The following is a 21,987-nucleotide window of genomic DNA, read 5'->3' as shown; positions in this document are numbered from 1 at the left end:
TGTGCCGGAGGCCCCTGTCGATCCCGGAGCCGGAGTGGTCCCGTGTGCCGGAGGCCCCTGTCGATCCGGGAGCCGGAGTGGTCCCGTGTGCCGGAGGCCCCTGTCGATCCCGGAGCCGGAGCGGTCACGTGCGCTGGAAGTCCCTGCCGGCCCCGGAGCCCGAGCGGTCCCTGCGCGTCGGAGGCCCCTGCTGCCCCGGGCGTCCCGGTGGTCCCGTGTGCCGGAGGCCCCTGCCGGCCCCGGGCGTCCCGGTGGTCCCGTCCGTCGAAAAGGCTCTCCTCGGCCCCTTGCGTCCGTCTGGGATCGGTGCCACCGTAAGGCCTCATGTTATCGGTGCCACCGTAACAGTCTGGGTGGCGACCGGACGTGTTCTGCCCTTGGGAGGGACCCCACATGAGGAGATCGTTCGCCCTCGCGGGCGCCGCGGTCACGGTGTTCGGACTGCTCGCCGGCTGTTCGTCCGGCGGCGGGAGCGGCTCGGACTCCGGTACGACCCTCAAGGTCGCCGCTCTCGAAGGCGGCTACGGCCGGGACATGTACGCCCAGGTCATCAAGGCCTACGAGGCCTCGCACCCCGGTGTCGACGTCCAGCTGCAGATCTCGAAGAGCATCGAGGACGAGATCACCCCGAACATGAAGGCGGGGCGCTACCCCGACGTCGTGGTCCTCGGCCAGGGCCGCAAGGCCGCCCTCACCGAGACCCTCGTCAAGGACAAGGCCCTCGAGGACCTCACCCCGGTGCTGAAGGAGAAGGTCCCCGGCGAGACGAAGACCGTGGGGGACAAGCTCACCAAGGGCATCGTCGGCAACCTCAACACCAACCCCTACGGCAACGGCAAGACGTACCTGATGCCGATGTACTACGCCCCGACCGGCCTCTTCTACAACAAGGGCCTGTTCGAGGCGAAGGGCTGGAAGGTCCCGGCCACCTGGGACGAGATGTTCGCGCTCGGGGACAAGGCCAAGAAGCAGGGCATCCCCCTGTTCACCTACCCGACCGCCGGCTACCTCGACTCGTACTTCTTCGCACTCCTCGCGGACATCGGCGGGGAGCAGTTCTACACCGACGTCATGACGTACAAGAAGGACGTCTGGAAGACCGCGAACGCCCGCAAGGCCCTCGACCTCACCACCCGCCTGCTGAGCTACGCCGCGCCGACCACCGTCGGGTACGCCAACGAGCAGGACTTCACCAAGAACCAGCAGCTGATCCTCGACGACAAGGCGCTGTTCATGCCGAACGGCACCTGGATCGTCGGCGAGATGGCGGACGCCCCGCGCGCGAAGGGCTTCCAGTGGGCCCTGACGCCGCTGCCGACGGTCACCGCGGGCAGCAAGCGCTACATCACCACGTCCGTCGAGTCGGTGTGGGTCCCGAGCGCCGCCCAGCACAAGGACGCGGCCAAGGAGTTCATCGCCTACCTGTACTCCGACGAGGCCGCGAAGATCTTCGCGAAGTCGAACGCGATCCAGCCGGTCGAGGGCATCGCGAGCAGCCTGACGGGCGAGAACGCCGCGTTCTACAAGGTGTACGAGGACCCGTCGGTCGCCGCGCTCGTCGGCGGTTTCGCCTCCACCGCGCCGGTGGAGGGCGTCGACATCAAGGCCACCCTCTTCGACACCGCCAACAGCATCATCAGCGGCGACACCACCGAGGACAAGTGGCAGTCGGCGCTGAACGACGCCAGCGAGAAGCTGCGCGAGGCGGGCGACTGAGGTGAGGACCGCCGCGGTGACACCCCCGTCCACCCCGCCCCCGGGCCCGACGAGACGCGCGCCGAAACGGGAGCCCTCCACCCCGGGTTCCCGCCCGGCCCGCAGACGAGGCAACACCGGCTTCGTCCTCGCCTGTCTGCTCCCCGCGCTGGTGCTCTTCGCGGTCTTCATGGTCGTCCCGACCGTGAACGTGTTCCGGATGTCGCTCTACACCTGGAGCGGGTTCTCCCCGGACATGCGGTTCGTGGGGCTCGACAACTTCCGCCGTCTCCTCGACGACGACCAGTTCGTACGCGCCTTCCAGAACACGGTCGCGCTGCTCGTCGTGGTGACCGTCGTGACGATGGGCACGGGCCTGTTCCTCGCCGCGATCATGACCCGGCAGCGGCTGCGCGGCCGGGGCCTCTACCGCTTCGTCCTCTACATTCCGAACGTGCTGTCGGTGGTCGTCATCGCGGCGATCTTCTCCGCGGTCTACGACCAGAAGAACGGTCTGCTCAACGGCACCCTCCGGCTGCTGTCCCTCGACAGCTGGCAGCAGATCTGGCTCGGCGACCAGAAGATCGTGCTCTACTCCGTGGCCATCGCGATGGTCTGGCAGTCGCTCGGCTACTACATGGTCCTCTACATGGCGGGCATGGCGAGCATCCCGGAGGAGCTCTACGAGGCGAGCGCACTCGACGGGGCGTCCGCCGTCCGCCAGTTCTTCGCCCTCACCCTGCCGCTCATCTGGCAGACCCTGCGCACCACACTGACCTTCTTCATCATGAGCTCCGTCAACCTCAGCTTCGTCCTCGTCCGCGCGATGACCGGCGGCGGACCCGACGGCTCCTCCGACGTCCTGCTCAACTACATGTACAAGCAGGCGTACACGAACTCCTCGTACGGCTACGGCATGGCCATCGGCGTCGTCGTCTTCGCGTTCTCGTTCCTCGTGTCGCTCCTGGTGAGCCGGGCGACGCGGCGCGAACCCCTCCAGTTCTGACAGTTCCGAGGACGGACACCATGGCAACCACCGACTCGTCCCGCCCGCGCGCCGCCCGGCTGCTCACCCACACCGTCGTCGCCGCCCTGGCCCTCGCCATCGCCGTGCCGGTCGCCTGGGTGCTGCTCGCCTCGCTCAAGCGGAAGAGCGAGTTCTTCGGCAGCCCCTGGACCCTGCCGAAGGGCCTGCACTTCCAGAACTACACCGACGCGTTCGTCACCGCGCACATGGGCCGGTACTTCCTGACGTCGGTACTCGTCACCGCACTCGGGCTGGTCTTCGTCATGGCGGTCTCCGTGCCCGCGGCCTACGTCGTCGCCCGCTACGAGTTCCGCGGCCGCCGCCTCGTGGAGATCGCCCTCCTGGGCGGCCTGTTCGTCAACGTCAACTACATCGTCGTACCGATCTTCCTCATGCTCGTCGACTGGGACCGCGCGCTCGTCGACGTCTTCCCCGACGGCTTCTTCATCGACAACCCCGCGATCCTGTCGCTGGTCTACGCGGCGACCTCGATCCCGTTCACCATCTACCTGCTCACCGCGTACTTCCGGTCCATACCCGTCGAGTACGAGGAGGCCGCGGCCCTGGACGGCGCGTCCCGCCTCCGGGTCATGACCAGGATCATGGTCCCGATGGCGCGCCCGGCGATCACCACCGCCATCCTGTTCAACTTCCTCGCCTACTGGAACGACTTCATCATCTCCCTCACCCTGCTCCCCGGCGAGGGCAAGACCCTCCAGGTCGGCCTGCTCAACCTGTTCACCGCGCAGAAGGCCGCGGCCGACTACGGCCGGCTCTACGCCGGCATGGTCATCGTCATCGTGCCCGTCCTCCTCGTCTACGCGGTCATCCAGCGCCGGCTCATCGAGGGCATCGCCGCCGGCGGAGTGAAGGGCTGACCCGCAGAACCGCGACCCCGCAGAACCGCGACCCCGCAGAACCGAGACCCCGCAGAACCGAGACCCCGCAGAACCCGCGACCCCGCGAAACCACGCGGAAGGAAGACCGACATGAAGGACTCGACGCGTACGGCGCTGCTGGTCACCGTTCGTACGCTCGGCACGGCGGCCTGTATCGCGCTCGTCGTCACCGCGCGCACGACCGTAGGCTGGGGCCATCTCCTGCTCATGCTCGCCGCGTTGGCCGGACTGCTCGCCCTGCTCGCCGCCTACAACCGGCGGCTGCGGTGACGGCGGCCGCGGCAACCGGACGCGAACTCGCCGCCGTCCGGCCGAGCGGGCGCCAACTCGCCTGGCAGTCAATGGAGTTCTACGGGTTCATTCACTTCGGCATGAACACCATGACCGACCGCGAGTGGGGCGAGGGACACGACGACCCGGCCCTGTTCGACCCGTCCGGACTCGACGCCGACCAGTGGGTCGCGGCACTCAAGAGCGCCGGAATGACCGGCGTGATCCTCACCTGCAAGCACCACGACGGCTTCTGCCTGTGGCCGAGCGACGCCACCGCCTACACGGTCGCCGCCTCGCCGTGGCGGGGCGGCGAGGGCGACGTGGTCGCGGAGGTCGCCGACGCGGCCCGGCGGCACGGACTGCGGTTCGGGATCTATCTCTCCCCCTGGGACCGGACCGAGTCGTCGTACGGCTCCGGCACCGCCTACGACGACTTCTACGTCGCCCAGCTCACCGAACTCCTCACCCGCTACGGGCCGGTGTTCACGGTGTGGCTGGACGGCGCGAACGGCGAGGGCCCGAACGGCAGACGCCAGGTCTACGACTGGGACCGGTACTACGCGGTCGTACGAGAGCTGCAGCCGGACGCGGTCATCAGCGTCTGCGGACCGGACGTCCGCTGGTGCGGCAACGAGGCCGGCGACACCCGCCCCGACGAGTGGAGCGTCGTCCCGCGCGCCCTCCAGGACGCCGAGCGGACCGCCGACCGTTCCCAGCACGCGGACGACGGCCGCTTCGCCCGGCGGGTGCGCAGCGACGACCGCGACCTCGGCAGCCGCGCCGCGCTGGCCGGGCACGAGGACGACCTGGTCTGGTATCCGGCCGAGGTCAACACCTCCATCCGGCTGGGGTGGTTCCACCACCCGGCCGAGGACGCCGCGGTCCGCTCGGCGGACGAGCTGTTCACCATCTACCTGCGCGCGGTCGGCGGCAACTCCTGCTTCCTGCTGAACGTCCCGCCGGACCGGTACGGACGGGTGCGGGACATCGACGTGGCGGTTCTCGGGCAACTGGGGCGGCGCATCGAGGACTTCAGGGCGCGGCGGATCGAGGCGACGGCGGTGGTGTCGTCCGGCACGGCGGGCGATGTCGCCACCGCGTGGCCGGGCAGGGGCCGTACACCGTGGCGGCCGGACGACGCGGACGAACTGCCATGCGTGACGCTCGTGTTCGCCGGACCCCGCCGGGTCGAGGCGGTGGCCCTGGGGGAGGACATCGCCCAGGGACAGCGCATCGAGCACGTCGTCGTGCGGGGCCGCCGGGGCGGTTGGTGGACGACGCTCGCCGAGGCGAACGCGGTGGGCCACCAGCGCATCCTGACCTTCCCGCCGACCGAGCTCGACGCCGTACGGGTCGAGGTGCCGCAGCGGCGGGACACGCCCGTCGTGGCCCGGGTGGCCGTGATCGGGGAGGCGTCGTGAAGAGCACGATCGCCAGGCCGCGCGCCGCCCGCAGACCGGCCCCCGCCCCGTCCCGCAGGCTCTCCCGCCGGGCCCTCGCCCTGATCACCGGCGTGTGCGTCACCCTCGCCGTCCTCGTGGCCGGCGGACTCGCCCTGACCGGCCCCCACCACACCGCCGACGAGGTCGCCTCCCTCGACGGCCACCCCGTGACCCGCGACGAACTCCTCTTCCACATGCGCCGGTTGGCGCCGACCGTGCAGAACGAACTGCGCACCGAGTACCACCTGCAAGGCGTGCCCGCCTGGAACGCGAAGGTCGGCGACAGGACCGCGCTCCAGCGGCTCGAGACCCGCGCGCTGGCCGAGATCCGCCGGGACAAGACCACCCTCGTCGTGGCGAAGGAGCAGGGGCTCGTCGACTCCGTCGATCACGCGGACTTCGTCGCCGACCTCGGCACCGAGAACCAGGACCGTGCAGAGGCCCTCGCCGCCGGCCGGACCGTCTACGGCGTCCAGCGGTTCTCGCTGGAGGAGTACTACACGCACCGGCTCACCGAGATCACCACGAGCCTGGAGAAACGGCTCGGCACGGGCGGCGCCGACGCGCCGCTGCGGGTCACCGACGCCCAGGTCAGGAAGGCGTTCGACGCCGACCGGGACGACTGGAGCGCCGGCGCGACGACGTACAGGTACACGCAGCTCGTCCTGCCGGCGCCCGCCGACGCCGGCGGTCTTCAGCGCAGGGTGACCGCCGCCGGGAGCCTCGCGGCCGTCGCCGCCGGGGAACCGGGCGCCAGGCTGACCACCGGCACCTACGGCGGCAGCGCCGCCACCGGCCTGAGCGCCCACGACCAGGACCTCGTGACGGTGCTCGGAAAACTCGCACCGGGCCGGATCTCCGCCCCCGTCAAGGGCACCGGCCAGGTCACCTACTACCAGCTCGACAGCAAGGACGTCGACGAGGACAAGGCGTTCGCCGACTACGCCCAGCGGATCCGGCAGTCGCTCGTCGAGAAGAAGTTCGACCAGTTGATCCAGCGCCGGGTGGACCACAGCGACCTCGATGTCGACACCTCGGCGGTGGACGCCATCAACGCAGAGGATGTGCAGCAATGAGACCCGTCGACACCGGACCACCCCGCATACGGACGCTGTACGCGGGCTTCGTCGCCCTGCTCGCCGCGCTGCTCGTCGGCGCGCTCGTGCCCGTGGCGCACGCCGCCACGGCCCCGCACCACACCCCCGCCCGCCCCGCAGTGAAGGCGTCCTGGCCCGGCAACCTGCCCAACACCACCGGCGGCAGGGACTACTACATCGACGCCACGCTCGGCCGTGACACCGCGGCCGGCACCTCCCCGGCGACCGCCTGGCGCACCCTGGCGAAGGCGACCGCGACGACGTTCGCGCCCGGCGACCGCATCCTGCTCAAGGCCGGCGAGCAGTGGCAGGACCAGCAGCTGTGGCCGAAGGGCTCGGGCAGCTCCGGCAAGCCGATCACCATCTCGGCGTACGGCGACCCGAACGCGGGCCGGCCGTACATCGCGACCAACGGCCATGTGCCCAGCCCGTTCAACGCCGACGGCACCAAGAACCCCGCCACCGTCGGTCTCACCGGCGCCATCGTGCTGCGCAACCAGCAGTACTGGGACATCGACAACGTCGAACTGTCCAACGACGACGACTTCGCGACCAACATCACCTCGGGGACGTACGTCCGCGACGGCATCATGGTCTCGATCAACGCCGACCTCCTGCCGAGCGGCGCGGACAGCATCATGGACCACTTCCGCATCTCGGATGTCTTCGTCCACAACCTGGACGGCCCGAGCTACTGGCAGAAGATCCACTACGGCGCGGTCGACTTCCAGGTCTTCGGCAGCAAGAACTACAAGAGCTACGGCACCGGCGGCTACCACTTCAAGGACGTCCGGATCGAGAACAACACCTTCGAGAACGTCGAACTGCACGCCGTCCAGTTCGCGTTCAACTGGTTCGCCGCCGACAGCGCGGACAGCGGCCAGTACGACGAGAGCGGCAAGTGGCACGAGGGCTGGGAACAGCTGTGGGTACGCACCCGCGACCTGTACAGCCGGGACGTCTACATCGGCCACAACTACGCCGAGAGCATCGGCCAGGGCGCGATCCAGCTCGCCGACACCAAGAACATGACGGTCGAGTACAACGAGGTGAACGGCTTCCTCAAGCGCTACGACGCCGTGTCCTGCGCGCTCTACCTGTGGGCGGGCGCCGACTCGGTCATGCAGTACAACGAGGTCTACGACGGCCCGAACAACGAGTACGACGGCACCCCCTGGGACCTCGAGTACACCAACTTCAACGTCACCTACCAGTTCAACTACTCGCACGACAACGCGGCGGGCTGGATGGCCTACATGGGCAACAGCTCGAACTCGGTGGCCCGCTACAACCTGAGCGTCGACGACAACGGCGTCCTCGTGAAGAACATGCTGTCGACGAACTACTCGCCGACGTACTTCACGAACAACACCTTCGTCTACGACGGCGCGGACCTCGACTACGTCCACGACGAGACGTTCCTGAGCCGTGTCTACTTCCTGAACAACGTCTTCTACAACACCTCGACGACCACCGCGACTCCCTGGTACCGCCGTACCGGCGCCCTACGCCAGGCGGTGTTCTCGAACAACGACTACTACGAGGCCGGCGGCACCCATTCCGTCCAGGAACCGGCCGACCCGAGGGGAACCCGGGCCGATCCCCGGTTCGTCGGCGACCCCGCCGACCACGTCACGGGCGCGGGCGTGGACCGGATCCGGGACGCCGCGGCCCATTTCGCCCTGCGCGACGACTCACCGCTGATCGACGCCGGCCGCTACAACCCGCACCTGGGCACCGAGGACTTCCTCGGCACGCACCTCTACTACGGCGACGCGCCGGACATCGGCATCGCCGAGAGCACCGTCGGCCCGAAGGTCGCCAACCCCGTCGACGACGACCCCGTCGAGGAGGAGGCGGACAACCGCGTCGACCTGGCGCTCGGCAAACCGGTCACGGCGAGTTCCACCCACCCCGGTGCGAACGGGACGCTCACCGCCGACAAGCTGACCGACGGCAGCCTGACCACCCGCTGGGCCGCGGCCGACGACGCGGCCTACCCGATCACGCTCGACATCGACCTCGGCGCCGACACCACCTTCGACGAGGTCTACCTGGACGAGTACACGGACTCGGGCACCAATCCCCGGGTGCAGACCTTCGAACTGCAGCGCTGGGACGCCGGGACCGGACGGTGGGTGACCTTCGCGAGCCGTGACACGGGCATCGGGCACGACCTCACCGTCTCCGGCTTCGGCAGCGTCACCACCTCCCGGCTGCGGGTGGCGCTCACCGGCAAGATCGCGACGGAGCAGTACACGCCGACGATGACCGAGATCGCCGTCTACGACGTGTGACGGCCACGGGCGGGTGGACACCACGGTGCCCACCCGCCCACCGCGACGAACTACTCGCCCTTCGGCGCCGCCTGCTGGACCACCTCGAAGGACCAGAGCGTGGACGCCGAGGCCGCGGGCCTGGCCCGCTCGCCCTCCGCGCCGCCCCGGTGCGCCGACTTCATCGGGCCCTCCATCCACGCCTGGAACGCCGCCTCGTCACGCCACCGCGTGTAGACGAGGTAGGTGTCGGTGCCCTCGACCGGGCGGAGCAGCTCGAACCACTCGAACCCGTCGGAGTTCTCCACGGCGTGCGCCCGCGCGGCGAACCTCTGTTCGAGGGTCTCCCGCTGCTCCGCCGGGACGGTCAGTACGTTGATCTTGACTACGCTCATGCCCCTATCCTGCCTGCTGTCCGGGAAGATCTTCAGCAGGGAGACGGATCACATGAACAGGCGCAGAGCTGTTTCGCTCCTCACCTTCGGCGCCGCCGCCGCGCTCGGCTCACCGGGCCCGGCCCGCGCCTCGGCCCCCGGTCCGGTGGACCTCTCCGGAGCGCTGGCCGCCCTGGAGCAGGAGTACGCGGCACGACTCGGGGTCTTCGCCCACGACACGGCCACGGGACGGACGGTCACGTACCGGGCCGACGAGCGGTTCCCCCTCTGCTCGGTGTTCAAGACGCTCGCGGCCGCGGCGGTCTTACGGGACCTCGACCACGACGGCGAGTACCTCGCCCGGCGGATCCACTACACCCGGGAGTTCGTCACCGCCGCCGGGTACACACCGGTCACGGGCACGGACGAGAACATCGCGAGCGGCCTGACCGTCGAGGAGCTGTGCGCCGCCGCCGTCTCCGAGAGCGACAACGGCGCGGGGAACCTTCTGCTGCGCGAGCTGGGCGGGCCGACCGCGATCAGCCGGTTCTGCCGCTCGCTCGGGGACCCCACGACCCGGCTCGACCGGTGGGAACCCGACCTGAACTCGGCCGAACCGTGGCGGGAGACGGACGTCACCAGCCCTCGCGCGATCGGGCGGACCTACGCACGGCTCGTGCTCGGCCGGGCCCTGCCGGACGAGGACCGGGAACGGCTGACCGGGTGGCTGATCGCCAACACCACCGACGTCCAGCGGTTCCGCGCCGGGCTGCCCACCGACTGGACGCTCGCCGACAAGACCGGGGGCGGCTCCTACGGCGTCGCCAACGACGTGGGCATCGTCTGGCCGCCCACCCGCCCGCCGCTGATCCTGTCCGTCCTGTCCACCAAGCACGTCCCCGAAGGCCCCACGGACAACCCCTTGGTCGCAAGAACCGCCACGCTGCTGGCGGCCGCCCTCACCTGACGCGGGCCCGGCACCACAGCTACTGGCGCGCTCCAGCCCGAGTAGGATGATCCCTGTCGGAGGGCGGGTGGAACGGGTGGAAGCGTCGGGCAGACAGCGGCCCACGATGGCGGACGTCGCCGCGAGAGCGGGCGTCTCCCGGGCGCTCGTCTCGATCGTGTTCCGCAATCAGCCGGGGGCCAGCGAGAAGACGCGGCAGCGGGTCCTGCGCGTCGCCGACGAGATCGGCTACCGCCCCGACAGCGCGGCCCGGCTGCTGGCCCGAGGCCGCAGCCGCACGCTCGGCGTGATGTTCGCCGTGCAGCAGACCTTCCACACCAACCTCATCGAGGGCATCTACCCCGAGGCCGAGCGCCTCGGCTACGAGGTCCTGCTGTCCGGTGTCACCCCCGGCCGCAGCGAGGAGAAAGCGGTCGAGGCCCTGCTCAGCCACCGCTGCGAGGCCCTTCTGCTGCTCGGTTCCTTCGCCGAGCCGGCCTTCCTGGAGGAACTGGGACGCCGTACCGTCGCCGTGTCCGTCAGCCGCCGGGTCGCGCACGCCCACGTCGACTTCGTGCACTCCGCCGAGGCCAAGGGCGTGCGGCAGGCGATGGAGCATCTCCTCGAACTGGGGCACCGCCGGATCGTGCATCTCGACGGCGGCCGCGGCCCCGGCTCGGCCGAGCGGCGACGCGCCTACCGGGCGGCGATGCGCCGCCACGGGCTGGAGGCCGAGGCCCGTGTCGTGCCGGGCGACCACACCGAACAGTCGGGCATCGAGACCGGCCGCCTGCTCCTCGCGGAGCGCGACCAGGGCCGGCCGCTGCCGACGGCGGTGCTCGCGGGCAACGACCGCAGCGCCACGGGCCTGTTGATGTCGCTGATCCGGGCCGGGGTCGAGGTGCCGCGTGACCTGTCCGTCGTCGGATACGACGACAGTCACCTCTCCCACCTGATCCCGGTCGGCCTGACCACCGTCCGCCAGGACGCCGCGCTCATGGCGGAGTACGCGGTGCGGTACGCGGTGGAGCGGCTCGAGAACCCCGGACTCCAGCCGCGGGAAGCGGTGCTGGAGCCGAAGCTGGTGGTCCGGGGCACCAGCGGGCCGGTGCCCGGGGACGCGCCCTGACGACGAGGGACCCGACCGCGGTGCGGGACGGCTTCGCGCCCCTCGTGCGGGCCACGGCCTTCGGCGGCGCGCCGGCCCTGGTCGCCGTGCACAACCTGCTCGCCGGCGAGGCGGTAGTGTCGGTCTCATGTCGTCGGCCGCCTCCGCAGCGGCGCCGCCGTCCGCTCGGCGATCTCCTCGTAGGACACCCCCGGCGCCGTCTCCACCAGCGTGAGGCCCTCGGGTGTGACGTCGAGGACGCCGAGGTCGGTGATGATCCGGTGGACGCAGCGCTCGCCGGTGAGCGGGAGGCCGCACTCCTCGACGATCTTCGCGGAGCCGTCCTTCGCGGTGTGTTCCATGAGCACGATCACCCGGCGTGCCCCGTGCACGAGGTCCATGGCGCCGCCCATGCCTTTGACGGTCCTGCCGGGGATCATCCAGTTGGCCAGGTCGCCGCGGGCGGAGACCTGCATGGCGCCGAGGACGGCGGTGTCGATGTGGCCGCCGCGGATCATGCCGAAGGACAGGGCCGAGTCGAAGAAGGCGGCGCCGGGCAGGACGGTGACGGTCTCCTTGCCGGCGTTGATGAGATCGGCGTCGACCTGGTCCTCGGTGGGGTAGGGGCCGGTGCCGAGGATGCCGTTCTCGGAGTGCAGGACGACGTGCACGTCGGGCGGGAGGTGGGCGGGGACGAGGGTGGGCAGGCCGATGCCGAGGTTGGCGTAGGAGCCGTCGGTGAGTTCGGCGGCGGCGCGGGCGGCCATCCCGTCGCGGGTCCAGCCCCTGGGCGTACTCATGCGCGTACGGTCCTTCTCTCTATCTGCTTGTCGGCTGACTGAGCGGGCGTCAGCTCCACCACGCGCTGGACGAAGATGCCCGGCAGGTGAATCTCTTCGGGGTGCAGCCGGCCGGGTTCGACGAGCTCTTCCACCTCGGCGACGGTGATGCGCGCGGCCATCGCCGCGAGGGGGTTGAAGTTGGCGGCGGCCCTGCGGAAGACCAGGTTTCCGTGGCGGTCGCCGCGCCAGGCCCGCACCAGGGCGTAGTCGGTGGTGATGGCGTGTTCCAGGACGTGCGGACGGCCGTGGAAGTCGCGGGTCTCCTTTGGCGGGGAGGCGAGGGCCACGGAGCCGTCACAGGCGTACCGCCAGGGCAGTCCGCCCTGGGCCACCTGCGTGCCCACACCTGCCGGGGTGTAGAAGGCCGGGATGCCCGCGCCCCCCGCCCGCAGCCGTTCGGCGAGGGTGCCCTGCGGGACGAGCTCGACCTCCAGTTCGCCGGAGAGGTACTGGCGGGCGAACTCCTTGTTCTCCCCGACGTAACTGCCCGTGACGCGGGCGATGCGCCCGGCGGCCAGCAGCACACCGAGGCCCCGGCCGTCCACGCCGCAGTTGTTCGAGACGACCGACAGGCCCGTCGCCCCCTGGGCGTGCAGCGCCCGGATCAGGAACTCCGGCACTCCGCTGAGGCCGAAGCCGCCGACGGCCAGCGACGCACCGTCGGGAATGTCGGCAACCGCGCCGGCCGGGCTGTGACCTGCTTTGTCCATACGCGCTCTGTTCATGGTGAGGTTGACGGCCTTTCAGCGAACCGCTTCGGAGAGCGACTTGGCGCCGCCGTGTGAGGTGAGTCCTCCGTCGACGGGGATCTCGGCGCCGGTGATGAACGACGCCTCGTCGGAGAGCAGGAAGACGACGAGCGCGGCGACCTCGGCCGGGGTGCCGGTACGGCCGAGCGGGGTCTGCCGGAGGTTGGCCTCCCGGAACCCGGGCGCGGCGGACGCCGTCATCTCGGTCTCGATGAAACCCGGGTGGACGGTGTTCACCCGGATACCGCGCGGCCCGAGCTCCATGGCCGCCGTCCGGGACAGCCCGCGCAGCGCCCACTTGCTGGACGTGTAGGCGACCGGGTAGTGGCCGGTGAGCGCGGCCGTCGAGCCGACGTTGACGATCGACGAGCCCGGCGGCATCAGCGGCGTGAGGTGCTGCACGGCGAGCAACGGGCCGGTGACGTTGACCGCGTGGACGCTTGCGAAGTCCTCGGGCCGGACCTCGCCGAGCCGGGCGCGCCAGGTGATGCCCGCGTTGTTGACCAGACCGTCGACCCGCCCGTACGACTCCCCCAGTTCGGCGGCGAGTTCGGCCCAGTCGTCCTCGTCGGTGACGTCGAGCCGGCGGCAGTCTCCCTGCGGCCGCACGTCGGTGGCGACGACCCGGGCGCCCTCCCGGGCCAGGGCCTCCGCCTCGGCGGCGCCCTGGCCGCGGGCCGCGCCGGTGACGACCACGACCTTCCCGTCGAGCCGCTTCACGGCCGCTCCCGGGGGCGGCGGCGGGCGAACGGCAGCGGCACCGGACCGGTGCCCGCGACCACGGTGTTGGAGACCGTGCCCAGCCCCTCGACGGTGAGGGTGACGGTGTCGCCGGGCTTCAGGGGCGGCGGGTCCTGCCGCCCGCGCACCCCCCACAGCTCGGCCAGACAGCCGCCGTTGCCACAGGTGCCCGAGCCGAGGACGTCACCGGGACGGACGACCGTGCCGCGCGAGGCATAGGCGGCCATCTCCTCGAAGGTCCAGCTCATGTTGGACAGCAGGTCCTTGCCGACGACCTCGCCGTTCACCGCCGCGGTCAGCGCCAGCCGCAGGAAGCCGTCGGCGTCCCGGTGGTGCTCCAGCTCGTCGGCGGTGACCAGGTAGGGGCCGAGCGTGGCGGTCGTGTCCTTGCCCTTGCAGGGGCCGAGGTTGACCCGCATCTCACGGGACTGCAGGTCGCGTGCGGACCAGTCGTTGAGGATCGTGTAGCCGACGATGTGGTCGCGGGCCTGCTCCGGGGTGAGATCGCGGCCCTCACGCCCGATGACGGCGGCGACCTCGAGTTCGAAGTCGAGCACCTTCGAGCCGGGCGGCACGGGCACGTCGTCGTACGGGCCGATCACCGCGTAGGGGTTGGTGAAGTAGAAGGTCGGCGCGTCGTACCAGGCCTCAGGCACCCCGCCGGAGCCGTCGATCGAGCGCCGTACGCCCTCGACGTGCTCCTCGAACGTGACGAAGTCCCGGAGCGTCGCCGGCTCCAGGGGTGCCAGGAGCCGGACCTCGGCGAGCGGGACCGCCGGGCCCACGGGGCGCACCCCGAGGGCCGCGTCCAGCGGCGAGGTGCCGTCCGGCAGGCGGCGTACGACGGTGTCCTCGACGACACCGCACCATCGGCGGCCTTCGTGGAGGCAGGTGGCTATGCGCATGGGTGCCGCCTCACACCGGCGGGGCGACGAACACGCCGCGGTCGACGTCGTTGAACGACTCCTTGGCGACCAGCTCGTTCATCGGGTTCGCCGTGCCCCACTGGTCGGCGATCTCGGGCTGGGAGAAGTCGTAGACGTGCGGGTGCCAGGTGTCCTCGTCCAGCAGCTCCAGCTCCGTCGTGTACTCGACCGTGTTGCCCTGCGGGTCCAGGAAGTAGGTGAACGTGTTGTCGCCCGCCGTGTGCCGGCCCGGTCCCCAGAGCTTGCGGGCCCCCGAGCGGATCACCCGGCCGGAGCCGCGCAGGTACTCGTCGAGGCCGCGCAGTTCGAAGGAGACGTGGTGCAGCGAGGTGTGCGGCCCCTTGGCGATGGCCATGGAGTGGTGCTGGTTGCTGATCCGCATGAAGTGCATCGCCTCGCCCATCCGGGGATGCATGAGCGTGTCCGAGAGCCGGAAGCCGAGGTGGCGCTCGTACCACTCCCGAGTGACGTTCAGATCAGGGGAGTTGAGGACGACGTGCGACAGCTTGACCGGGATCGACTCCTTCTCCTCGATCCTGCGGTGCTGCCGTACCTCGACGTCCGCCGAGACCTCGAGGGTGCGGCCGTCGACGTCGAAGAAGCGGAATCCGTAACCGCCGCCCGGCGTCTCGACCTTGCCGGGCCGGGAGATCAACCGCACTCCGTCCGCGAGGAGTCGCTCGGCCAGTGTGTCCACGTCCGCCGGGCTCGCGGCACCGTAGGAGACGAGGTCGAGGCGCTTGTCGTCGGCCTTGCGCAGCCTTACCACATACTGCTCGGGCGAGCCCTCGGCGGCCAGGAAGGAGATTCCGGAGTCCTCGGCGACCTTGGTGAGGCCCCAGACGCCGGCGTAGAAGTCGAGTTGCCTGTCGTAGTCGGGCACGGCGAGGTCGACGTGCCGCAGATGGGTGAGCAGACGCATCAGGTCAGTCCTTACAGAGGAGGGCGGCCGCGTTGCCGCCCCGGACGGCGTGGAAGTCGGAGTCGGTGAGCCGGGCTGCCCGCAGCGCGCCGAGCGGGTCCTCGGTGCCCATGTCGAAGGGGAAGTCCGAACCGAGCAGCACCCGGTCGGCTCCGACGACGCGGATCAACTCCCGCAGCACGGACGGGTCGTGGACCAGCGAGTCGAAGTACAGCCGCCGCAGATAGCTGCTCGGCGGGTGGGCGCAGCCGGCGCCCGCGTCGGAGCGGGCCGACCAGGCGTGGTCGGAGCGGCCGATGTGGGTGGGGAGGTAGCCTCCGCCGTGCGCGGCGATCAGTCTCAGCTCCGGGTGGCGGTCCAGGACGCCGGAGAAGATGAGGTGGGACAGCGCCACGGCGTTCTCGGTGGGCTGGCCGACCACGTTGGACAGGTACCACCGGTCGAGCCGCTCGTCGAGCGTGCAGCCGAAGGGGTGCAGGAACAGCAGCGCACCGGTCTCGGCCGCCCGCGCCCAGAAGGGCTCGTACGCCGGGTCCGACAGTTCGCGGCCCGGCGCGTGGGAGGAGATCTCGACACCCGACAGGCCCATGCCCACGGCGTGTTCGAGTGCGCGCACGGCCAACTTCGGGTGCTGCAAGGGGGCGAGGCCCAAGCCGAGCAGTCGGCCGGGTGCCTGGGCGCAGTGCGCGGCCGTCGCCTCGTTGGCCAGCAGACAGAGCTGCTCGGCCGTCTCCTCGTCCGCCCAGTAGTGGTAGTGCGAGGGCGACGGGCTGACCAGCTGGACATCCACGCCCTGTGCGTCCATCGCGGCCAGCCGCACGCCGACGTCGGTCAGCCGCGGGACGCGCTCGCGGACCATGGGGCCGCTCACCGTGAGGGCGGCGGGACCGTTGCGGCGGGCGTCCAGGGCGCGGGCCTCGGCCAGACCGGGCCGGCCGGCCACCAGGGCCTCGACCTCGGGGAGCAGGACGTGCGCGTGTACGTCGATCGTGGGTGCCGTCACGGTCGGGCCTTGAGAAGGTCCATGGTGCGGGCGATCAGGCCTGGCGCGTCGGCGTCGCGCACGCCGTCCAGCTGCCACTGGCCGAGCTGCACGGACGCCTCGACGACGGTCCGCACCCGGGGGATGCGGCGCTCGTAGTACGTCTGGAAGAGGTCGTCGTCCCACTCCCGGCCGCCGGTCAGCAGTTCCGCCAGCACCGAGGCGTCCTCCAGGGACATCGCCGCGCCCTGCGCCAGGGTGGGCGGGCAGCAGTGGGCGGCGTCGCCGACCAGGACGACCCGGCCGCGGTGCCAGGACCCCTCGACCAACAAGCGGTCGAACCAGGTGTAGTTGACCTTCGCCGGATCGGTGAGGTGCCGGGTGATCTCCGGCCAGGCGCCGCCGTAGGCCCGCGCGAGCCGGCGCATCTCGTCCGCGTACGACTCAGCGGGGATCGAGGCACGGTCGCGGCAGGCCTCCACGACATACGCGTAGATCGTGCTCTCGCTGGTCGGGCAGTAGCCGGCGATGTACGCGGGGCCGCCGTAGGCCAGGTCGGTGCGGGTGACGCCGGCGGGGCGCGGGGCCGGGGCGCGCCAGATCGCCATGCCGGTGGGCTCGGGCTTGTCGGTGATGCCGATCGCCGCGCGGGTGGCCGAGTTCAGACCGTCCGCGGCGACCACCAGGTCGTAGCGGCCGCTCGTACCGTCACTGAAGCGCACCGAGACACCCTCGGCGTCCTGATCGAGCCGCTCCGCGGTGGTTCCGAGCCGGACCGTGGCTCCCGAGGCACGGACCGCGTCGATCAGGATCTGCTGGAGCAGGGGACGCTGCAGTCCCAGGGTGCTGGGCAGGTCGCCGCCGCCGGTGGCGATGTCCTCGGCCACATGCAGGACGGTGCCGTCCGGGGCGGTGAGTCCCAGGGTGCCGAACGCGTACCCGGAGGCCGCGACCCGCTCCCACACGCCGAGTTCGCGCAGCACGCGCAGGGCGTTGCCCTGGAGGGTGATGCCGGAGCCGGAAGTGGCGTTCCAGTCGGGCCTGGCCTCGATCAGGTCCACGGCGGCGCCGGCGCGGCGCAGAAGGATCGCCACGGCGTTGCCGGAGGCGCCGCCGCCGACGACGAGCACGCTACGAGGTCTGGTCATGGGGAAGTCCTTTGCTGCGACCGGTGCGCCGGTCACTTGACGGCGATCGGGTTGACCGGAGATCCGACGGCCCCGGTGATGGGCAGGGGTGCGGCGGTGAGCCAGAACTCGTACACGCCGTCGGCCGCGCAGTCCGCGGCGAGCGGGTCCAGGTCCCACATCTCGCCGATGAGCAGGCCGATGTGCGGGATGGCGACCTGGTGGAGCGGCTGGAAGGCGTGCTCGAACTCGTTCGGCCGCACCTCGAAGCCCCAGGTGTCGGTGGCGATCGCGGCGATCTCGGTGCGGTGCAGCCAGCCGGCCGTGGTGAAGGAGAGTCCGGGCGAGTCCCCGCCCGCGTAGTCCCCCCAGCCCTCACGGCGGGCGCGGGCCAGCCGTCCGGTGCGCACGGCGACGATGTCCCCACGGCCGACGCGCACCCCGTGCGCCTCCGCAGTCGCGCTCAGATGGTCCTCGGTGATCGCGAACCCGTCGGGCAACTCGCCGTCCCGGCCGATGACCCGGCCCACGTCGAGCAGGACGCCGCGCCCCGCGACGTACGGCGCCATGTGCTCGATGCCGGTGACCAGGTCGCCGTCGGAGGTGACGACCTGCTCGGCCCGCCGTCCGTTCCAGGCGTTGCCGTGGTCGAAGATGTGCCCGAGCCCGTCCCACTGGGTGGAGCACTGCAGCGGCATCGCGATCACGTCGTCGGCGCCCCCGATGCCGTGCGGGAAGCCCTGGTTGCCGAGGGCCGCGTCGGTGCCGGTGTCCAGCATGGTGTGCACCGGGTTGGTGCGCCGCCGCCACCCCTTCTGCGGGCCGTTCATGTCGAAGCTCTGCGAGAGGGAGAAGCTCACGCCCCGCCGGACCAGGGCCGCGCCCTCGCGCCGCTTGGCCGCGTCGAGGAAGTTCAGGGTGCCGAGACGGTCGTCCTCGCCCCAACGGCCCCAGTTGGAGCAGGTCTTGGCGGCCGCGGCGATCGCGCCCGCGGGATCGTGCCGGTTCACGACCGCTCCGCCACACAGTGGGTGCGCTGGGCACCGAGACCGGTGATCGTGCCGTCCATCACGTCGCCGTCCCGCAGCAGCCGTCCCCAGTGCATGCCGTTGCCTGCCGGGCTGCCGGTCAACACCAGGTCCCCGGGCAGGAGTTGCGCGGACCGGGAGATGTGCGACACCAGCCGGGCGACGCCGAAGAGCATGTCCTTCGTGGACTCGTCCTGCATGGTCTCGCCGTTCAGCTTCAGGGTGACCCGCAGGTCACCAGGGTCGGCGAGCGACTCCGCGGGCACGATCCACGGGCCGAGCGGAGTGAAGCCGGGCGCGTTCTTGCTGCGCAGCCAGTCGGTGCCGATGGCCTTCATGTCGCGGCGGAAGACGGTGGCGCGGTCGGTGAGGTCGTTGGCGATCGTGTACCCGGCGACGTGGTCGAGGGCTTCCTCGACGGAGACCCGGTGGGCGGGCCGGGAGATCACGGCCGCGAGTTCCAGCTCCCAGTCCGGCTGCCGTGCCCAGGAGGGGAGTACGACGTCGTCGTACGGGCCGGTGATCGCGCTCGGCAGTCCGATGAACACGTACGGCAGGTCCTCGGCCGCCCGGCGGTCCATGACCGCGGCGATCTCCGCGCGCGCCTCCTCCACCGTGCGCGGGTCGTCGGGGGAGCGGTGCGCCACCTCCAGGTCGATCACGTGCTGCCGGTAGTTGGCGCCGGACTGGAAGATCTGCCGGGGTTCGACCGGGGCGTGCACACGCAGTCCGTCGAGCGGATGCCAGGCGGCGTCCGGGGCGTCCGCCGACTCACGCAGACGGGGAAGCAGCTCGTCCCAGCGCTCCAGGACGCCGCGGACGGTCAGGGCGGGCTCGCCCAGCTCGGTGCGCAGGTCCAGCACCCGGCCCGCACGGACCACGAGCGCGGGGAAGGGCTCCTGGCCGGGGGCGGAGAGGGTGCCGAGGGCGAACGGCCCGGCGAAGGGCTCGGAAGGGACTGCGGGTTTCACGGGCGTGTCCTCCTGATTGCGGTGGGACCAATCTGGCCCCCATCTCGTAATCTGGGAAATAGATTCCGTGGATCAGGATCATCCACGCCGTTTATGCCGACCCAGGCCGGCCTTGTGCACCCGGAGCGCGCCATGAACCTCGCCAGCCTCGACCTCAACCTCGTCGTCGCGCTGCGCGCCCTGCTGGAGGAGCGCAACGTCACCCGGGCGGGCCGCCGGATCGGCCTCAGCCAGCCCGCGACGAGCGCCGCCCTGGCCCGGCTGCGCCGCCACTTCGACGACGAGCTGCTCGCCAGGGTCGGCGGCCACTACGAGCTGACCGCCCTCGGCCAGGTCCTGCTCGACCGTACGTCCACCGCCTGCGACCTGCTGGAGCGCCTCTTCACCAGCCGGGCCGACTTCGATCCGGCGCTCGAGGAACGCGAGTTCACGATCGTGTCCTCCGACTACGCGGTGACCGTCTTCGGTGCCGCACTGGCCCGCACCGTCCACGAGGAGGCGCCCGGCATCCGCCTGCGCTTCACCCAGACCCCACCGGGCATCGTCGAACAGGCGGGCACCCTGCTGAGCACGACCGACGGCGTGCTGATGCCGCACGGGATCATCAGCGGCTTCCCCGCCACCGAGCTCTACCAGGACCGGTGGGTCTTCCTCGTCGCCGACGACAACCCCGACGTGGGCGACCACATCACCCTGGACGACCTGGCACGGCTGCCCTGGGTGACGTACCAGCGCACCTACGACGCCCCGGCCGTCCGCCAGCTCGGCATGCTGGGCATCGAACCGAGGGTCGAGGTCTCCGCCGACAGCTTCACGGTGCTGCCCTTCCTGGTCGCCGGAACCCGCCGGATCGCGCTGGTCCAGGAACTCCTGGCGCGCAGGCTGCACGGCATCGCCCCCGTACGGATCATGAAGGCGCCGTACGAGGCCGTACCGCTCCAGGAGGCCCTGTGGTGGCATCCGGTGCACACGCACGACGCGGCGCACAGCTGGCTGCGCGAGACGGCGGCACGGGTCGGGGCCTCGGTGAACAGCGGGGCCGGCCGGCAGGACGTCGAGGGAGCCGGGCGGCAGGTCGTTCAGCAGGACATCCACGGGGCGGATGAGGGTGATCCGGCAGTTCGATCGCCCGGGGACTAGGCGCGGGAGCCGGGCTCGCCCATAGTCGGGGCAGTTCCTGACGCCCGCCGCCCCTGTGCGGGTGCAGTCCCCTCGGGTGCACCGGAGCTCCCCGGCGTGGCACGGCCACGGCCGCGGTGCGGCTCGGCACCCCCTGCCACCGCTCGTGGAGCCCCGTATGCCCGGATCCGTCTCCCTGCCCGTGCCCGCCGACACGGTCGCCGCCCCCACCACGGCCGGCCCGCTGCGCGCCGCGCTCCTCATGGCCGGCAGCTGTCTGCCCGTCCTCGGCGCCGTGCTGATCGCCCCCGTCCTGCCGAAGATGCAGGACCACTTCGCCGCCGTGCCCGGCGCGAAGACCCTCGTCCCCGTGGTGCTGACCGTCCCGGCCCTCGCGCTCGCCCTGCTCGCCCCGTTCGCCGGAGTCGTCGTGGACCGGCTCGGCCGCAAACGTCTGCTGGTCGTCGCGACCCTGCTGTACGCGGTGTTCGGCACCGCCCCGCTCTGGCTGGACCCGCTCGGCGCGATCGTGGCCAGCCGGGTCCTGGTCGGCATCTGCGAGGCGGCCATCATGACCTGTTGCACCACCCTCATCGGCGACTACTACACGGGCCGGGTCCGCGACCGCTACCTCGCGCTGCAGACCATGTGCGCCTCCGCCTCCGCGACGGCGTTCTTCGTCGTCGGTGGCGCGGCGGGTTCCGCGGGCTGGCGCGCGCCCTTCTGGATCTACGCCGTCGGCCTGCTGCTCGCCCCCGCCATGGCCGCCGCGCTCCCCAGGCCCGCCGCGGCCGACCCCGTGACGGACGAACACGCGGGCGGGCGGCGGCCGTTCCCGGTGCGGCGACTGGCGGGCATCTGCGCGCTGACCGTGTTCGGCGCCATGGTGTTCTACACCGTGCCGGTCGAGACCTCCTACCTGCTCGACGACCTGGGCGTGACGGCCACCTCGGTGATCGGCCTGGCGACCGCTCTGGCGAGCGCGGCGACGGTGGCCGGTTCGATCGCCTTCACCAGGCTGCCCGGCGGTCCCGCGGGCCGCCTGCCGGCCGTCTTCGCCCTGTGTGCGGCCGGGTTCGTGGTGATGGGCGTGGCCGGCGACCCCGTGCTGCTCGTCGTCGGGGCCGTCCTCAACTGCCTCGGTACGGGCGTTCTGTTGCCGTCACTGCTCACCCTCGCGATGTCGCGGCTGGACTTCGCGGACCGCGGGCGCGGCACCGGACTGTGGACGGCGGCGTTCTTCGCGGGCGAGTTCGTCTGCCCGCTCGTCCTGATCGGCCTGGAGTCCGCGGTCGGCAGCCTCGCCAAGGCCGTCGGGCTGCTGGGGCTCGCCTCGGGAGTGGTGGCGGCGGGGCTGCTGCTCGGACGCCGTCGAGGCGGAGTCGCTTGAAATTTCAAACATGCTCCTCCAGTATGTGTTTGAGTTTTCAAGCGCCCGCGACG

At 71.1% G+C, this 21,987-nt stretch carries 21 protein-coding genes; 11 read left to right on the top strand and 10 right to left on the bottom strand.

Going from position 1 to position 21,987, the window contains the following annotated elements:
• Positions 1–393 precede the first annotated feature (393 nt).
• From ABT057_RS05060 to ABT057_RS05030, 7 genes are all read left to right on the top strand, one after another.
• On the top strand, positions 394–1,716 hold the full coding sequence (locus ABT057_RS05060; RefSeq protein WP_352341058.1) for a carbohydrate ABC transporter substrate-binding protein: 1,323 nt from the start codon (positions 394–396) through the stop codon (positions 1,714–1,716).
• A gap of 16 nt (positions 1,717–1,732) precedes the next feature.
• Positions 1,733–2,701 (top strand): carbohydrate ABC transporter permease, encoded by a 969-nt coding sequence (locus ABT057_RS05055; RefSeq protein ID WP_352341057.1) that lies wholly within the window; start codon positions 1,733–1,735, stop codon positions 2,699–2,701.
• 20 nt (positions 2,702–2,721) lie between these two features.
• Positions 2,722–3,600 (top strand): carbohydrate ABC transporter permease, encoded by an 879-nt coding sequence (locus ABT057_RS05050; RefSeq protein WP_352341056.1) that lies wholly within the window; start codon positions 2,722–2,724, stop codon positions 3,598–3,600.
• 111 nt (positions 3,601–3,711) lie between these two features.
• The gene (locus ABT057_RS05045; RefSeq protein ID WP_352341055.1) at positions 3,712–3,891 is read left to right on the top strand and encodes a DUF6903 family protein; all 180 of its coding nucleotides are present in this window, start codon (positions 3,712–3,714) and stop codon (positions 3,889–3,891) included.
• A 101-nt stretch (positions 3,892–3,992) separates the two neighbouring features.
• Positions 3,993–5,315 carry an alpha-L-fucosidase gene (locus ABT057_RS05040; RefSeq protein ID WP_352341054.1) on the top strand — a complete coding sequence of 441 codons (1,323 nt, stop codon included), beginning with the start codon at positions 3,993–3,995 and terminating at the stop codon, positions 5,313–5,315.
• Entirely contained in the window at positions 5,312–6,412 is a 1,101-nt protein-coding gene (locus ABT057_RS05035; protein ID WP_352341053.1) for a peptidyl-prolyl cis-trans isomerase, read from the top strand. Before ABT057_RS05040 ends, ABT057_RS05035 begins: the two co-directional genes overlap by 4 nt.
• Complete coding sequence (locus ABT057_RS05030) at positions 6,409–8,730, top strand: discoidin domain-containing protein (protein ID WP_352341052.1); 2,322 nt, start codon at positions 6,409–6,411, stop codon at positions 8,728–8,730. Before ABT057_RS05035 ends, ABT057_RS05030 begins: the two co-directional genes overlap by 4 nt.
• 50 nt (positions 8,731–8,780) lie before the next feature.
• Here ABT057_RS05030 and ABT057_RS05025 read toward each other — a convergent pair whose 3' ends face one another.
• A complete protein-coding gene (locus ABT057_RS05025; protein ID WP_352341051.1) occupies positions 8,781–9,104 on the bottom strand; it encodes an antibiotic biosynthesis monooxygenase family protein in 324 nt (107 codons plus the stop codon).
• 52 nt (positions 9,105–9,156) lie between these two features.
• On the opposite strand from ABT057_RS05025, the gene bla reads away from it, so the two are divergent.
• The gene (gene bla, locus ABT057_RS05020) at positions 9,157–10,050 is read left to right on the top strand and encodes a class A beta-lactamase (RefSeq protein WP_352341050.1); all 894 of its coding nucleotides are present in this window, start codon (positions 9,157–9,159) and stop codon (positions 10,048–10,050) included.
• A gap of 106 nt (positions 10,051–10,156) precedes the next feature.
• On the top strand, positions 10,157–11,158 hold the full coding sequence (locus ABT057_RS05015) for a LacI family DNA-binding transcriptional regulator (RefSeq protein ID WP_352341225.1): 1,002 nt from the start codon (positions 10,157–10,159) through the stop codon (positions 11,156–11,158).
• Positions 11,159–11,283: 125 nt separating this feature from the next.
• On the opposite strand, the gene ABT057_RS05010 is transcribed toward ABT057_RS05015, so the two are convergent.
• The 9 genes from ABT057_RS05010 to ABT057_RS04970 are packed head-to-tail and all read right to left on the bottom strand — an operon-like array spanning position 11,284 to position 19,425.
• The gene (locus ABT057_RS05010) at positions 11,284–11,937 is read right to left on the bottom strand and encodes a CoA transferase subunit B (RefSeq protein ID WP_352341049.1); all 654 of its coding nucleotides are present in this window, start codon (positions 11,935–11,937) and stop codon (positions 11,284–11,286) included.
• Positions 11,934–12,689 (bottom strand): CoA transferase subunit A, encoded by a 756-nt coding sequence (locus ABT057_RS05005; RefSeq protein ID WP_352341048.1) that lies wholly within the window; start codon positions 12,687–12,689, stop codon positions 11,934–11,936. Before ABT057_RS05005 ends, ABT057_RS05010 begins: the two co-directional genes overlap by 4 nt.
• Positions 12,690–12,722: 33 nt before the next feature.
• Complete coding sequence (locus tag ABT057_RS05000) at positions 12,723–13,448, bottom strand: SDR family NAD(P)-dependent oxidoreductase (protein ID WP_352341047.1); 726 nt, start codon at positions 13,446–13,448, stop codon at positions 12,723–12,725.
• The gene (locus ABT057_RS04995) at positions 13,445–14,374 is read right to left on the bottom strand and encodes a fumarylacetoacetate hydrolase family protein (protein ID WP_352341046.1); all 930 of its coding nucleotides are present in this window, start codon (positions 14,372–14,374) and stop codon (positions 13,445–13,447) included. Before ABT057_RS04995 ends, ABT057_RS05000 begins: the two co-directional genes overlap by 4 nt.
• Positions 14,375–14,384: 10 nt before the next feature.
• Entirely contained in the window at positions 14,385–15,317 is a 933-nt protein-coding gene (locus ABT057_RS04990; RefSeq protein ID WP_352341045.1) for a VOC family protein, read from the bottom strand.
• A gap of 4 nt (positions 15,318–15,321) precedes the next feature.
• Complete coding sequence (locus ABT057_RS04985; protein ID WP_352341044.1) at positions 15,322–16,320, bottom strand: amidohydrolase family protein; 999 nt, start codon at positions 16,318–16,320, stop codon at positions 15,322–15,324.
• Positions 16,317–17,447, bottom strand: coding sequence for an FAD-dependent oxidoreductase (locus tag ABT057_RS04980; protein WP_352341043.1), 1,131 nt, complete (start codon positions 17,445–17,447; stop codon positions 16,317–16,319). The genes ABT057_RS04985 and ABT057_RS04980 overlap by 4 nt, the downstream gene beginning before the upstream one ends.
• Before the next feature lie 32 nt (positions 17,448–17,479).
• Positions 17,480–18,436, bottom strand: a complete 957-nt coding sequence (locus ABT057_RS04975) for a cyclase family protein (protein ID WP_352341042.1) — start codon at positions 18,434–18,436, stop codon at positions 17,480–17,482.
• Positions 18,433–19,425, bottom strand: coding sequence for a fumarylacetoacetate hydrolase family protein (locus ABT057_RS04970; protein WP_352341041.1), 993 nt, complete (start codon positions 19,423–19,425; stop codon positions 18,433–18,435). The genes ABT057_RS04975 and ABT057_RS04970 overlap by 4 nt, the downstream gene beginning before the upstream one ends.
• A gap of 132 nt (positions 19,426–19,557) precedes the next feature.
• Between ABT057_RS04970 and ABT057_RS04965 the strand changes: the two genes are divergently transcribed.
• The gene (locus ABT057_RS04965) at positions 19,558–20,565 is read left to right on the top strand and encodes a LysR family transcriptional regulator (protein ID WP_352341040.1); all 1,008 of its coding nucleotides are present in this window, start codon (positions 19,558–19,560) and stop codon (positions 20,563–20,565) included.
• Between the two features lie 157 nt (positions 20,566–20,722).
• The gene (locus ABT057_RS04960; protein ID WP_352341039.1) at positions 20,723–21,934 is read left to right on the top strand and encodes an MFS transporter; all 1,212 of its coding nucleotides are present in this window, start codon (positions 20,723–20,725) and stop codon (positions 21,932–21,934) included.
• Positions 21,935–21,987: the final 53 nt, after the last annotated feature.

The sequence above is a fragment of the Streptomyces sp. NPDC002588 genome (assembly GCF_040295925.1).
Taxonomy (GTDB): Bacteria; Actinomycetota; Actinomycetes; order Streptomycetales; family Streptomycetaceae; genus Streptomyces.
Note: the sequence above shows the minus strand (reverse complement) of the source record. Positions and strands in the feature narration are given on the sequence as shown.

Coding starts and splice junctions, on each gene's coding strand:
- ABT057_RS05060 (WP_352341058.1), top strand. CDS start 394: ATGAGGAGATCGTTCGCCCTCGCGGGCGCCGCGGTCACGGTGTTCGGA.
- ABT057_RS05050 (WP_352341056.1), top strand. CDS start 2,722: ATGGCAACCACCGACTCGTCCCGCCCGCGCGCCGCCCGGCTGCTCACC.
- ABT057_RS05045 (WP_352341055.1), top strand. CDS start 3,712: ATGAAGGACTCGACGCGTACGGCGCTGCTGGTCACCGTTCGTACGCTC.
- ABT057_RS05040 (WP_352341054.1), top strand. CDS start 3,993: ATGAACACCATGACCGACCGCGAGTGGGGCGAGGGACACGACGACCCG.
- ABT057_RS05030 (WP_352341052.1), top strand. CDS start 6,409: ATGAGACCCGTCGACACCGGACCACCCCGCATACGGACGCTGTACGCG.
- ABT057_RS05025 (WP_352341051.1), bottom strand. CDS start 9,104: ATGAGCGTAGTCAAGATCAACGTACTGACCGTCCCGGCGGAGCAGCGG.
- bla (WP_352341050.1), top strand. CDS start 9,157: ATGAACAGGCGCAGAGCTGTTTCGCTCCTCACCTTCGGCGCCGCCGCC.
- ABT057_RS05015 (WP_352341225.1), top strand. CDS start 10,157: ATGGCGGACGTCGCCGCGAGAGCGGGCGTCTCCCGGGCGCTCGTCTCG.
- ABT057_RS05010 (WP_352341049.1), bottom strand. CDS start 11,937: ATGAGTACGCCCAGGGGCTGGACCCGCGACGGGATGGCCGCCCGCGCC.
- ABT057_RS05005 (WP_352341048.1), bottom strand. CDS start 12,689: ATGGACAAAGCAGGTCACAGCCCGGCCGGCGCGGTTGCCGACATTCCC.
- ABT057_RS04995 (WP_352341046.1), bottom strand. CDS start 14,374: ATGCGCATAGCCACCTGCCTCCACGAAGGCCGCCGATGGTGCGGTGTC.
- ABT057_RS04990 (WP_352341045.1), bottom strand. CDS start 15,317: ATGCGTCTGCTCACCCATCTGCGGCACGTCGACCTCGCCGTGCCCGAC.
- ABT057_RS04980 (WP_352341043.1), bottom strand. CDS start 17,447: ATGACCAGACCTCGTAGCGTGCTCGTCGTCGGCGGCGGCGCCTCCGGC.
- ABT057_RS04965 (WP_352341040.1), top strand. CDS start 19,558: ATGAACCTCGCCAGCCTCGACCTCAACCTCGTCGTCGCGCTGCGCGCC.
- ABT057_RS04960 (WP_352341039.1), top strand. CDS start 20,723: ATGCCCGGATCCGTCTCCCTGCCCGTGCCCGCCGACACGGTCGCCGCC.